This is a genomic window from Microbacterium sp. M28 (assembly GCF_025836995.1).
Classification (GTDB): domain Bacteria; phylum Actinomycetota; class Actinomycetes; order Actinomycetales; family Microbacteriaceae; genus Microbacterium.
On sequence record NZ_CP107546.1, the window covers coordinates 1,532,734 to 1,545,290 of the forward strand.

Annotated in this window: 9 protein-coding genes and 1 pseudogene; 8 read left to right on the forward strand and 2 right to left on the reverse strand. The window is 69.1% G+C overall.

All coding sequences use genetic code 11. The features are described 5' to 3' along the window. The first annotated feature begins 52 nt into the window (after positions 1-52). The 6 genes and pseudogenes from OED01_RS07595 (at position 53) to OED01_RS07620 (ending at position 6,220) form a co-directional block, all read left to right on the forward strand. Complete coding sequence (locus OED01_RS07595; RefSeq protein ID WP_264157760.1) at positions 53-997, forward strand: proteasome assembly chaperone family protein; 945 nt, start codon at positions 53-55, stop codon at positions 995-997. A gap of 137 nt (positions 998-1,134) precedes the next feature. Beyond that, positions 1,135-2,400, forward strand: a pseudogene (locus OED01_RS07600) (RNA polymerase sigma factor); the annotation flags it as partial. Then, on the forward strand, positions 2,400-3,716 hold the full coding sequence (locus tag OED01_RS07605) for a MurT ligase domain-containing protein (RefSeq protein ID WP_264157761.1): 1,317 nt from the start codon (positions 2,400-2,402) through the stop codon (positions 3,714-3,716). The pseudogene OED01_RS07600 and the gene OED01_RS07605, both read left to right, overlap by 1 nt. Continuing rightward, positions 3,713-4,468, forward strand: a complete 756-nt coding sequence (locus OED01_RS07610; RefSeq protein WP_264157762.1) for a hypothetical protein — start codon at positions 3,713-3,715, stop codon at positions 4,466-4,468. Before OED01_RS07605 ends, OED01_RS07610 begins: the two co-directional genes overlap by 4 nt. A 13-nt stretch (positions 4,469-4,481) precedes the next feature. Beyond that, positions 4,482-5,186, forward strand: coding sequence for an alanine racemase C-terminal domain-containing protein (locus OED01_RS07615; RefSeq protein ID WP_264157763.1), 705 nt, complete (start codon positions 4,482-4,484; stop codon positions 5,184-5,186). After that, positions 5,183-6,220 (forward strand): alanine racemase, encoded by a 1,038-nt coding sequence (locus OED01_RS07620; RefSeq protein WP_264157764.1) that lies wholly within the window; start codon positions 5,183-5,185, stop codon positions 6,218-6,220. Before OED01_RS07615 ends, OED01_RS07620 begins: the two co-directional genes overlap by 4 nt. A 21-nt stretch (positions 6,221-6,241) precedes the next feature. Here the strand turns inward: OED01_RS07620 and OED01_RS07625 are convergent, their stop codons facing one another. Beyond that, on the reverse strand, positions 6,242-6,457 hold the full coding sequence (locus OED01_RS07625) for a DUF7455 domain-containing protein (RefSeq protein WP_264157765.1): 216 nt from the start codon (positions 6,455-6,457) through the stop codon (positions 6,242-6,244). A gap of 181 nt (positions 6,458-6,638) precedes the next feature. Between OED01_RS07625 and OED01_RS07630 the strand changes: the two genes are divergently transcribed. After that, positions 6,639-8,735 (forward strand): DNA gyrase/topoisomerase IV subunit B, encoded by a 2,097-nt coding sequence (locus OED01_RS07630; RefSeq protein ID WP_264157766.1) that lies wholly within the window; start codon positions 6,639-6,641, stop codon positions 8,733-8,735. Between the two features lie 187 nt (positions 8,736-8,922). Here the strand turns inward: OED01_RS07630 and OED01_RS07635 are convergent, their stop codons facing one another. Next, positions 8,923-11,367: a DNA gyrase/topoisomerase IV subunit A gene (locus OED01_RS07635; protein ID WP_264157767.1), complete on the reverse strand. Its 2,445-nt coding sequence runs from the start codon at positions 11,365-11,367 to the stop codon at positions 8,923-8,925. Positions 11,368-11,414: 47 nt separating this feature from the next. On the opposite strand from OED01_RS07635, the gene OED01_RS07640 reads away from it, so the two are divergent. After that, the gene (locus OED01_RS07640) at positions 11,415-12,536 is read left to right on the forward strand and encodes an alkaline phosphatase family protein (protein ID WP_264157768.1); all 1,122 of its coding nucleotides are present in this window, start codon (positions 11,415-11,417) and stop codon (positions 12,534-12,536) included. The last annotated feature ends 21 nt before the right edge of the window (positions 12,537-12,557 follow it).

Below are 12,557 nucleotides of genomic sequence, written 5' to 3' on the forward strand. Positions count from 1 at the left end.
CGCTGACAGCGACACCGACCCGAGGATCTGAGCCGCCTCGTAGCATGGAGTCATGCCCTTCTCCGGTGATCTTTTCGAACGTGTGGCGAACGCGCCGACGGTGCCCTCCGGCCTGCCCCTCGTCATGCTCCTGACCGGGTTCACCGACGCCGGCAGCGCCGTCTCCGGGCTGATCGATCACCTCCGGGAGACGACCGATCCCCAGCCGCTCGTGGTCTTCGACAACGACGTGCTCCTCGACTACCGGGCCCGTCGCCCCGTGATCGTGTTCGAGCAGGACCACCTGACGCAGTTCCGTCCTTCCCGGCTCGAGCTGTCCCTCGCGCACGACGCGCTGGGCCAGCCGTTCCTGCTGCTCGCGGGATACGAGCCCGACTTCGCCTGGAACGCGTTCTCGCAGACGATGCTGGACCTCGCCGCGGAGTTCGACGTCTCCAGCGTCAGCTGGGTGCACGCGATCGCGATGCCCGTTCCGCACACGCGGCCCATCGGCACGACGGTCAGCGGCAATCGCGCCGAGTTGATCGCGGCGCAGTCGATCTGGCGGCCGCGCACGCAGGTGCCGGCCACGGCGGGGCACCTGCTCGAGTTCCGCTTCGTGGAGCACGGTGATCGGGTCGCCGGTTTCGTGCTGCTCGTGCCGCACTACCTCGCCGAGACGGAGAACCCGGATGCGGTCATCGCGGCGGCGGATCGGCTGATGAGCGCCACCGGACTCGTGCTGTCGATGGACGCCGTTCACTCCGAGCGCGAGGACTTCATCCGGAAAGTCGACGACCAGGTGGTCGCGAGCGACGAGCTCAGCCAGATGCTGACCACGCTCGAGCAGCGCTACGACGCCTACATGGCAGGCTACGACCCGACGGACACCACCCGCACGGATGCCGGCGGGTTCAGCGAACGCGACCTGCCGAGCGCCGACGAACTGGCCGCGGAGCTCGAGCGCTACCTCGCTTCACGCCCTCCGGGCGAGGACGATCGACACGGACTGGGCTGAGAGCGCGCCACACCCTCGCACATGTGCGATACTGGTAGTCCGACCCGTTGTCAAGACTCCGCCTGAGGCTGTGGACTTGACAAGGGTCTTACTAGTGTCCGAAAAGTTCCGAGCGGGTCGCGCCCGCTCGTGAGAGGCGAAACGTGACTGCTGCCACGACCAAGACAACCCGGACGAAGAAGGCCGCTTCCGACGCCGAGGCCGTCGAGCCCGAAGAGACGGCGACCGCCGCCAAGGGCAAGACCGCTGCCAAGGCGCCGGCGAAGAAGGCTGAGGCGAAGGCCCCCGCCAAGCGGCGCAAGAAGGCCGATGAGGACGTCGTCGAAGAAGACCACGTCGACGTCGACGAGTCCGCTGCCGCCGCCGAGGGCGACGACGAGGACGACGCCAAGAAGCCCGCGTTCACCGAGCCGCTGCCCACCGGGGCGATCGTCATCTCCTCGAACGATGACGAGGACGTGCCGGTCTACTCCACCCAGATCACGGGTGCGACCGCTGACCCGGTCAAGGACTACCTGAAGCAGATCGGAAAGGTCGCGCTGCTGAACGCGGCCGAAGAGGTCGAGCTCGCGATGCGCATCGAGGCCGGTCTGTTCGCCGAAGAGAAGCTGTCGACGATGTCCGCCGCGGAGAAGTCGAACCAGCTCGGACTCGACCTGCAGTGGGTGGCCCGAGACGGTCAGCGCGCGAAGAGCCACCTGCTCGGCGCGAACCTCCGTCTGGTCGTCTCGCTGGCCAAGCGGTACACGGGACGAGGAATGCAGTTCCTCGACCTCATCCAGGAGGGCAACCTCGGTCTGATCCGTGCGGTCGAGAAGTTCGACTACACCAAGGGCTTCAAGTTCTCGACGTATGCGACGTGGTGGATCCGTCAGGCGATCACACGTGCCATGGCCGACCAGGCCCGCACCATCCGCATCCCCGTGCACATGGTCGAGGTCATCAACAAGCTCGCGCGTGTCCAGCGTCAGATGCTGCAGGACCTCGGTCGCGAACCCACGCCGGAAGAGCTCTCCAAGGAGCTCGACATGACCCCGGAGAAGGTCATCGAGGTGCAGAAGTACGGCCGCGAGCCGATCTCGCTGCACACTCCGCTCGGCGAGGACGGCGACAGCGAGTTCGGCGACCTGATCGAGGACACCGAAGCTGTCGTCCCGGCGGACGCCGTCGGGTTCACGATGCTGCAGCGTCAGCTCGAGCAGCTGCTCGATTCGCTCTCGGAGCGTGAGGCCGGCGTGATCCGCATGCGCTTCGGCCTCGGTGACGGTCAGCCCAAGACGCTCGACCAGATCGGTGACACGTTCGGCGTCACGCGTGAGCGCATCCGCCAGATCGAGTCCAAGACGATGGCGAAGCTGCGTCACCCCAGCCGCTCGCAGTCGCTGCGGGACTACCTCGAATGATGGGGGCCGCTCCTCAGGCGCGCTCCGCAGGCATCCGGTACGTCTTCCCCGTACTCGCGGGAAAGCTCGCCCGCTTCGCCACGCGTCTGCGCGGCGGCGGGTCGGCGTTCCCGGGGTATCTCACGAACCGGCTCGCACCCACGCTGCTGCCGACGCTCGCCGACCAGTTCCCCTACGGGGTGATCTTCGTCCTCGGGTCGAACGGCAAGACGACGACGACCCACATGGTGAGCGAGGTGCTGCGCGCGCACGGTCTGAAGGTGTTCACCAACCCGACCGGCGCGAATCTGCCGCAGGGCGTGACCAGCGCGCTGCTGGCCGACGCGACGCTGACCGGACGCATCCGTGCTGATGTCGCCGTCCTCGAGGTCGACGAGGGCTACGCCGCCGAGCTGGCCGACCGGCTGTCGCCGGCGGTGATCCTCTCGCTCAACGTCCAGGTCGATCAGCTCTTCCGGTTCTACGAGACCGAGCGCGTGGCCGACATGATGCTCGACGCGTCGACGCGCGCCTCCGCGCACGTCGTCGTCAACCGCGACGACCCGTACCTCAGCAAGATCGACGCCTCGACGCTGCAGGGCGAGCTGTCGTTCTTCGGCGTCGCGCCGGAGATCGTCGAAGCAGCAGCCCATGGGCTCGCGAACGCCGATGACACCCGCAGCGGCGTGTCGGGGAGCCTCGCGCACCCGGCATTCGGCGAGGTGCGCTCCGTCGCCGGCCGCGACATCACCGTGAAGGTCGACGGCGACGACGTCGCCCTGACGCTGCCGGCACGCGGTCTGCACTACGCCGCGGATGCCGCGGCCGCCCTCACCGTCGCCGCCCGCGTGCTCGGAGACCGGTTCTCGTCGGCCAAGGCCGCAGACGGTTTCTCGCGCATGGCTCCGGCCTACGGACGCGGCGAGGTCATTCCGCTGCGTCGCGACCCCGAGGGCGAGCAGGTCGAGTTCGTGATGTTCAAGAACGCGCCGAGCCTGCAGATGAACCTCGACGCGCTCGACGGTTCGCCCGAACGCACGCTCATGGCGATCGACGACGGCACGCCAGACACGTCCTGGCTGTACGACGTCGACTTCGCGGTGCTCGAGCGCGTCGACGTGGTCACGGGGGAGAAGGCGCACCAGCTCGCACTCGCGCTCGCGTACGCGGGCGTGCAGATCGGCACGGTCGAGCCCGACATGGAGAAGGCTGTCGAGCTCATGCGCTCTCTGCCTGAGACCGCTGCGGGCCGGCAGATCTGGTTCGTCAACTACGAGCTCATGATGATCGGCCGTCGCATCCTCGGCCATGGTGACCAGGAGGTGGCACGCCGATGACACAGGTGACGATCGCCCAGCTCTATCCGTCCGAACTCGGTGTCACCGGCGACCGCGGCAACGTCCGGGCGATCGAGCGCCGTCTCGCTGCCCGCGGGATCGACGCCGTCAGCGTGCTCGTCGGCCGCGGCGACGAGCTGCCGGCGGATCTCGACATCCTCGTGATCGGCAACGGCCCGCTCTCCGCACTGCGCGGTGTGCACGCCGATCTGTCCGCACGGGCTGACGCGCTCGAATCGTTCGTCGCCGACGGCGGCACCCTCTTCTCCATCGGCGGATCCGCCGAGCTCCTCGGTGCAGGCGTCGACAACACCGGTGGCGAGCAGCTGTCGGGTATCGGCATCCTGCCGTATCGGGTCGCCAGGGTCCGCGACCGTCGGGTCGGATACATCATCGTCGAGACGCCGGACGGCGAGATCGTCGGGTTCGAGGACCACGCCTCGGAGTGGTCCCTCACGGATGCGGATGCCGCCTACGGTCTCGTGCGTGAGGGACACGGCAGCTTCGCGCGCGGCGAGCGGCGCGGCGAGTTCGTGCGTCGCGGCAACGCGTTCGCTGGCAACGTGCAGGGTCCTGTACTGCCGCTGAACCCGGCCCTGACGGATGTTCTGATCGACGCGGTCGGCGAGCGGCGCGGTTTCGAGGCGGCTCCGGCCGTCCCAGGAGAACTCGACGAGTACGCGGAGGCTGCCAGGACGAAGATCCTGATGCGTCCGACCCGCGACAAGGGTTTCAAGACCATCAAGGTGTGACGGAGGCGATCCGGTGACATCCGCTGCCAGCAGCGCGCTGCCGCGTGCGATCCTCTCGCGCGGTGCGCTCCGTGCCGCTGTCGCCGCCGCAGTCACGGCGGGGGGCTCGTGCGCCGATCTGCGACGGGATGCCTGGGGTCACGGTGCGTCCGATGTCGCCGCGGCGCTCGTCGACCACGGTGTCCGACGGGCGCTCGTCGACGACGAGGACGTCGCGCTCACGCTGCGCGCCCGGGGCCTGGATGCCGTGACGACCGGTGCGGCGGACATCGATCCGTTCCTGCTGTACGGACTGCCGGACGCGCACGGGAGGCTCACCACCGATCCCGTCATGCGCCTGACCGGCCGGATCATGTCGACCAAACCGCTGCGGGCTGGTGAGGCGGTGTCGTACGGGTACACGTTCCGCGCCGCAGCCGACACGGCCGTGGCACTGGTGACGGGCGGATACGCGCAGGGCATCGTCCGCGCTCTCGGCAATCACGCCGAGGTCGAGGTCGCAGGCGTCCGAAGGCCGATCGTGGGACGCGTCGCCATGGACGTGTGCGTGATCGACCTCGGCGACGTCCCGGCGATGCCGGGAGAGGACGTCACGTTCTTCGGGGGTCGCGGCGCGGTCGCTGGTGAACTCGCCCGTTGGCGCGCGGCCACCGGGCTCGGCATCCCCGAACTGGTCACCGTCGCAGGACTGCACGCCCGCCACGAATGGGAGGCATGATGCGACCCGCGCTGGAGATCTCCCGCACCGCGTTCCTCGCGAACGTCCGCGCGGTGACCGCGCGCATCGAGCCGTCGGAGCTCATGCTCGTCATGAAGGACGACGCATACGGGCACGGACTGGCATGGTCGGCGGCCGCCGCCGCGGATGCCGGGGTGAAGTGGTTCGGTGCCTACGACGTGCGCACGGGCCTGGCCCTGCGGGACGCCCTCGGCCCCCGAGGCCGCATCTTCGCGTGGGCGACCTCCGAGGACGACGAGATCGCCGAGGCGCTGGGACAGGACATCGACCTGGGCGTCGGAACGGTCGAGTACCTCGAGCGGATCCGGGCGGTCGCGGCGCGGTCAGCCCGCTCGGCGCGCGTGCATCTGAAGATCGACACCGGCCTGCACCGAAACGGCGTGCGCCCGGAGGCGTGGCCGGATGCCGTCGCCCGTGCCCGTTCCGGCGAGGCGGAGGGGACGCTGCGCCTGGCCGGCGTCTGGAGCCACATCGCCGAGGCGAGCGACGCCGAGGACGACGCCGCGCAGGCGTGCTTCCGTGAAGCGGTTCGTCAGGTCGAGGAGACCGGTGCCGCGCCCGAAGTGCTCCACTTCACGGCATCAGCGGCGTCGTGGTGGCGTCCCGAGCTGCGTGAGTCGCTGTCGCGGGTCGGGGCGTTCTGCTACGGCATCCGTTCGGCCGACGGCCCGGGACTCGACGGCATTCGTCCGATCGCGACTCTCACGGCGTCCGTCCTGGATGTCGCAGCCGACGCCGTGTCGATCGGGATCGGAGCGCTCGACGGGTATCCGTCCACGCTGGTGGGTGCCGCGGTCGGAACCGCGGCGGGGCCGGTCGCGGTGCGCGCGATCGGCCCGGACACGGTGACGGTGGATGCCTGGCCCGGTGCGGCGCGCGGCGACCGGGTGCGGTTGTTCGGCCCAGGGGAGCAGGGCGAACCGTCCGCGACCGATCTGGCGGAGCGCGTCGACACGGTCGGCGAGGAGATCCTCACGCGGCTGTCGCCGCTGGTGCGCCGAGTCGTGACCTGATTCCGGCTCGGCGCCGGTCCGTCACGCCTCGATGAGGCGCGCGGTCTCGTCGTGCCAGCTGGTCGCGATGCTGCGCAGCTTCTCTTCGTACTTGCGACCGTGGTGGGCGCAGAACAGCAGTTCCGAGCCGTTGACCTCTGCGGCGATGTACGCCTGAGCTCCACACGAATCACAGCGATCCATGGCCGTCAGACGGTACTCCACCGTGGAGGTCTCACGTTCTGTCGTTGCATTCATCTCGGTGCCTCCTCGGTTGTCGGGTTCGCTGGGGAGCGTGCTCAATACAACCACGCTCCCGCTGTGCGCATGCCCGGATCGCGGCGTGTTTCGCTCAGCGCGTACGCGCCGGGCCCGAGCCTGCAGGGGGCGGGGAGTGTCGTCGGCCCGCAGGGGGCCGTCGCACCTAGACTTGAAGACTGTGACCTCCGAGTATTCCGCCCATCATCTTCAGGTTCTGGAAGGACTCGAAGCGGTCCGCAAGCGCCCGGGCATGTACATCGGCTCGAACGGTTCGCCCGGCCTCATGCACTGCCTCTGGGAGATCATCGACAACTCCGTCGATGAGGCCGTCGGCGGCAACGGATCCAAGATCGATGTGATCCTCCACGACGACGGCAGCGTCGAGGTCCGCGACCGCGGTCGCGGCGTGCCGGTCGATGTCGAGCCACGCACCGGACTCAGCGGTGTCGAGGTCGTCTACACCAAGCTGCACGCCGGCGGGAAGTTCGGCGGCGGCTCGTACGCGGCATCCGGTGGCCTGCACGGTGTCGGCGCATCCGTCGTGAACGCGCTCTCGGAGCGCCTCGATGTCGAGGTCGACCGCGGAGGCAAGACCTATGCCATGAGCTTCCACCGGGGCGAACCCGGCGTGTTCAAGGACACCGGTGAGCCGCGTCCGGATGCCGAGTTCACTCCGTTCGAGGAGAAGAGCGAACTCCGTGTCGTCGGCAAGGTCGCGAAGGGCGTCACCGGAACGCGCGTGCGCTACTGGGCCGATCGCCAGATCTTCACCAAGGATGCTGCGTTCCAACTCGCCGAACTGGAGACGCGCGCGCGCCAGACCGCGTTCCTCGTGCCGGGACTCGAGATCCTCGTCCGGGACCAGCGCGCCTCGGGGGAGGACGGTGGGGACGGCGTCAACGAGACCTCCTATCACTACGAGGGCGGGATCAGCGAGTTCGTCGAGTACCTCGCGACCGATGCCCCGGTGACCGACACCTGGCGGATCCAGGGCGAGGGGATGTTCACCGAGACCGTTCCGGTGCTGCAGGCGAACGGGACGATGACGTCGCAGGAGGTGCAGCGCGAGTGCCGCGTGGACATCGCACTGCGCTGGGGCACCGGGTACGAGACGACCATGCGCTCGTTCGTCAACATCATCGCCACGCCCAAGGGCGGCACCCACCAGCAGGGCTTCGAGCAGGAGCTGCTGAAGGTGCTGCGTGCGCAGGTCGATCAGAACTCCCGCCGACTCAAAGTCGGCAACGACAAGCTCGAGAAGGACGACGTGCTCGCCGGCCTCACCGCCGTGCTCACGGTCGAGGTCCCCGAGCCGCAGTTCGAAGGCCAGACGAAGGAGGTGCTCGGCACGCCGGCCGTGCGCCAGATCGTCGCCCAGGTCGTCCGCAAGGAGCTGGGCGCGCGGTTCTCGTCCACCAAGCGCGACGACAAGAACCAGGCCAACCAGCTCCTCGACAAGATCGTCGCGGAGATGAAGGCGCGGGTGTCCGCTCGGGCGCACAAGGAGACGCAGCGCCGCAAGAGCGCGCTGGAGTCCTCCACGCTTCCGGCGAAGCTCGTCGACTGCCGGACCAAGGACGTCGACCGCAGCGAACTGTTCATCGTGGAGGGCGACTCGGCGCTCGGTACCGCCAAGAACGCCCGGAACAGCGAGTTCCAGGCGCTGCTGCCGATCCGCGGCAAGATCCTCAACGTGCAGAAGGCATCGATCGGCGACATGCTGTCGAACGCCGAGTGCGCATCGATCATCCAGGTGATCGGCGCTGGATCAGGGCGAAGCTTCGACATCGAGACCGCGCGCTACGGCAAGGTGATCCTGATGAGCGACGCCGATGTGGACGGCGCGCACATCCGCACGCTGCTGCTGACGCTGTTCTTCCGCTACATGCGACCGCTGATCGAGGCGGGGCGCGTGTTCGCGGCTGTCCCGCCGCTGCACCGGGTCATCGTGATGCACCCCGGGTCGAAGCCGAACGAGACCATCTATACCTACAGCGAGCAGGAGCTGCACACGCTGCTCGCGAAGCTGCGCAAGCAGAACAAGCGCTGGCACGAGCCGATCCAGCGGTACAAGGGTCTGGGCGAGATGGATGCCGAGCAGCTGGCGTCGACGACCATGGACCGGTCCGGCCGTCTGCTCCGTCGTGTGCGCATGGAGGATGCCGAGGCCGCCGGTCGCGTGTTCGAACTGCTGATGGGCAACGAGGTCGCGCCGCGCCGCGAGTTCATCATCGAGTCCTCGGACCGGCTCTCCCGCGAGGCCATCGACGCCTGAGCCCGGTGCCTTCCGGCATCGCGCGCCACGGGATGTCCGGGTTGCGGCGGGTGTTCGCGGCGCCGACCCGCTCGAACGCGGACACGCCGGACGGGGATGTCCGCTCCGTTGCGGGTGTCCAGGTCTGCAGGCCCGCACGAACCCGGACACGCTGCGCGAATGACGGCGGACGGCGGTGAGCCGAGCGTCAGACGACGGGGCGTCCGATGGATCCGATGACGCCGTCGACCGGCTGCCCTGAGGCATCCCGCTTGGCGCCGGGGACGGGAAGCGTCCGTACCGCGCCGTCCACGCCGACCGCATACGCAGGCTCATCGCCGACCCAGGCGACGGTCAGCCGGTCCTCGCCCTTCAGGAAGGCGTGCGCGCGCACACCGCCGGTGGCGCGTCCCTTGGCCGGGTACTCGGAGAAGAACGACACCTTCGCGCGGCCGGGGTCGGTGCCGGGGATCATGTCCTCGGCGCCGGACACCGTCGCGACGACGGCTTCCTCATCGGTCGTGACCACGCCGAAGTGCAGCACCGTGGCCCCCGCACCGAGCTTGATGCCCGCCATGCCTCCCGCGGGTGCCCCCTGCGGACGCACCGCGGACGCGGTGAAGTGCAGCAGCTGCGCGTCCGTCGTGACGAAGACGAGCTCCGTGTCGTCGGCGGCCGAGGCGCCGCCGACCACGGTGTCGCCCGGCTTGAGCCCGATCACCTCGAGTTCAGGGCGCACGGGAAGCGTCGACGGGACGATGCGCTTGACGGTTCCCTGCGCCGTGCCGATCGCGAAGGGCGTCTCGGTGTCGAGCGGCACGAGCGCGATCACTCGCTCGGTGCGCGCGGTGATGCCGAGGTAGTCCCGCAGCGGCGTGCCGGCCCCCAGCTGCACCGAGCTGGCGGGGACCGAGGGCAGGTCGACGGGGGAGAAGCGCAGCAGGCGCCCGGTCGACGTCAGAGCGCCGACCTCGCCTCGGACCGTCGCCTCGACCGTCGACGCGATCGCATCGTGCTTGCTCCGCCGCGCGGGCCGGCTGATCTCCTGGTCGCCGACGACGTCGACGCGCACGGCGCGACCCGTCGTCGACAGAGCGATCAGCGTGGGCGCGTCGGCGATCTGAAGATCGGTCTCACCGGCCTTCGCGCGACGCGGAGCCGCAGGCTTGGCGTTCATCAGCAGCGTGCGGCGAGGGGTCCCGTAGGCGTCCGCCGCGGCATCCAGCTCTGCGGCGACCTGAGCGCGCAGAAGCGCGTCACTGCCGAGAAGCTCCTGGAGCGCCGCGATCTCCGCCTTGAGCGCGTCGCGCTCGGTCTCGAGCTCGATGCGCGAGAACTTCGTCAGGCGGCGCAGGCGCAGTTCGAGGATGTACTCGGCCTGCGGCTCGGACAGGTCGAAGACCGTGCGCAGTCGGGTCCTGGCCTGCTCGCTGTCGTCCGAGGAGCGGATGACCTGGATGACCTCGTCGATGTCGAGGATCGCGATGAGCAGACCCTCGACGAGGTGCAGGCGCTCCTCGCGGCGCGCGAGCCGGTAGCGGCTGCGGCGGGTGATGACCTCGATGCGGTGGCCGACGTAGACGCTCAGCAGCTCCTTGAGGCCGAGCGTGCGCGGCTGGCCCTGGACGAGGGCGACGTTGTTGATGCTGAAGGAGTCCTCCAGCGGCGTGAGCCGGTAGAGCTGCTCGAGGATCGCGTTCGGGTCGAAGCCGGTCTTGACCGTGATCGCGACACGCAGGCCGTGATGGCGATCGGTGAGATCGGTGACGTCGCTGATGCCCTGCAGCTTCTTCGACTGGACGGCGTCCCTGATCTTCTCGATCAGGCGCTCAGGGCCGACCATGTAGGGCAGCTCGGTGACGACGATGCCGGTGCGCCGTGGGCCGAGGGATTCGATCGAGACCTTGCCGCGGACCTTGAGCGCGCCCCGGCCGTTCGTGTAGGCATCCTTGATGCCGTCCAGACCCATGACGATGCCGCCGGAGGGGAAGTCGGGACCTGGGACGAACTCCATGAGCTCTTCGGTCGTGGCGTCCGGGTTCTCGAGGAGATACGTGGCGGCCGCGACGACCTCGATGAGGTTGTGCGGGGCCATGTTGGTCGCCATGCCGACCGCGATGCCGCTGGCGCCGTTGACCAGGAGGTTGGGAAACGCCGCAGGGAGCACGCCGGGCTGCTGGAACTGGCCGTCGTAATTCGGGACGAAGTCGACGACGTCCTCGTCGAGATCGTTCGTCAGGGCGAGCGCCGCGCCGGCGAGCCTTGCCTCGGTGTAACGCGCCGCGGCCGGTCCGTCATCGAGCGAGCCGAAGTTGCCATGGCCGTCGACGAGGGGAAGCCGGAGGGCCCACTCCTGTGCGAGGCGCACCAGGGCGTCATAGATGGCCGAGTCGCCGTGCGGGTGCAGCTTTCCCATCACCTCACCGACGACGCGCGCGCTCTTGACGTGCCCGCGGTCGGGACGCAGGCCCATCTCGGCCATCTGGAACAGGATGCGCCGCTGCACGGGCTTGAGGCCGTCGCGCGCATCAGGGAGGGCGCGCGAGTAGATCACGGAGTACGCGTACTCCAGGAACGACCCCTGCATCTCGCTCTCGAGGTCGATGTCCTGGATGCGTTCCTCGACGGGTTCAGCGGACGAGGATTTGGGCATGGCGGACCTTCGGGCGTTGCACAGGGCTGTGAAAGACTGGCTCGGATATGCCTCTCATGTTACCGTCCGAGTCCGCTGCAGCCCGGAGCGTCGTCGGGGTGGCGGACGACCTGTTCGCCGCCGTCCGCGGCGAGGGCGAGCGACGCATCCGCTCCGGCGTGATCGTCGTCGTCGACGGTCTCGGCGCGATCGGGCTGCGCGCCCACGCCGGGCATGCCCGATTCCTGGCCGGGCGCATGGCCAAGCGAGACGTCGCGATGTCGGTGTTCCCGTCGACGACGGCCGCCGCGCTGACGAGTATTCTCACGAGCGCCTGGCCGGGGGAGCACGGGCTCGTGGGCTACCGCGTCCTGGACCGCAGTCGCGATCGCCTCGTCAACCAGCTCTCCGAATGGGAGTCCGCGGGAATCGACCCTCGGGTGTGGCAGGCCAGCCCGACCGTGTTCGAACGCGCGCGGGATGCCGGCCACCCCGCATTCGCCCTCGGGGTCGCGGCGTACGCGCACAGCGGTTTCACGCATGCCACGCTGCGGGGAGCCGAGTTCGTCGCGGTCGCGTCGGCCGGGGAGCGCGTCGAAGCCGCGTACGACCTCGCGGCCGCGCATGAGGGAGCGATCATCTATTGCTATCTGCCGGACGTGGATCAGGCCGGCCACAAGCACGGAGTCGATTCCCCCGAGTGGGTCACGGCACTCGAGAACGTGGACGCGGCCCTGTCCCGCGCGATCCCGGAGGGCGTCGGCGTCGTCGTGACCGCCGATCACGGGATGCTCGACGTGCCGGCGCATCGGCAGAGCGTGTTCGATGAGACCAGCTCTGCGATGCTGCACGTCCGCCACTTCGGCGGGGAACCGCGCATGGTGCATCTGTACCTGCACGATGACGTCGATCACGAGCGCGCGGCAGCGCTCTGGACCTCGGAGACGGACGGCATCGCGGATGTCGGGACCCGCGCGCAGGCGATCGCCGCAGGGATGTTCGGGCCTAGAGTGACGGATGCCGCGGCATCGCGCGTCGGCGACCTCGTCATCGCGGCGCGGGGCAACCGGGCGCTCTACGACGGCACGGCGGCCGATCAGCGCGGCCGCGGTATGATCGGCCAACACGGATCGCTCACGCCGGAGGAGCGTCAGGTCCCGTTGATCAGGCTCGGCGCGCTGGCACGCTGAAACCACGCGATCCTCGCGCGC

Excerpts from the sequence above, each read along its gene's own strand:
- OED01_RS07640 (WP_264157768.1), top strand. The coding sequence starts at position 11,415 with ATGCCTCTCATGTTACCGTCCGAGTCCGCTGCAGCCCGGAGCGTCGTC.
- OED01_RS07635 (WP_264157767.1), bottom strand. The coding sequence starts at position 11,367 with ATGCCCAAATCCTCGTCCGCTGAACCCGTCGAGGAACGCATCCAGGAC.
- OED01_RS07605 (WP_264157761.1), top strand. The coding sequence starts at position 2,400 with ATGGGGGCCGCTCCTCAGGCGCGCTCCGCAGGCATCCGGTACGTCTTC.
- OED01_RS07610 (WP_264157762.1), top strand. The coding sequence starts at position 3,713 with ATGACACAGGTGACGATCGCCCAGCTCTATCCGTCCGAACTCGGTGTC.
- OED01_RS07595 (WP_264157760.1), top strand. The coding sequence starts at position 53 with ATGCCCTTCTCCGGTGATCTTTTCGAACGTGTGGCGAACGCGCCGACG.
- OED01_RS07620 (WP_264157764.1), top strand. The coding sequence starts at position 5,183 with ATGATGCGACCCGCGCTGGAGATCTCCCGCACCGCGTTCCTCGCGAAC.
- OED01_RS07625 (WP_264157765.1), bottom strand. The coding sequence starts at position 6,457 with ATGAATGCAACGACAGAACGTGAGACCTCCACGGTGGAGTACCGTCTG.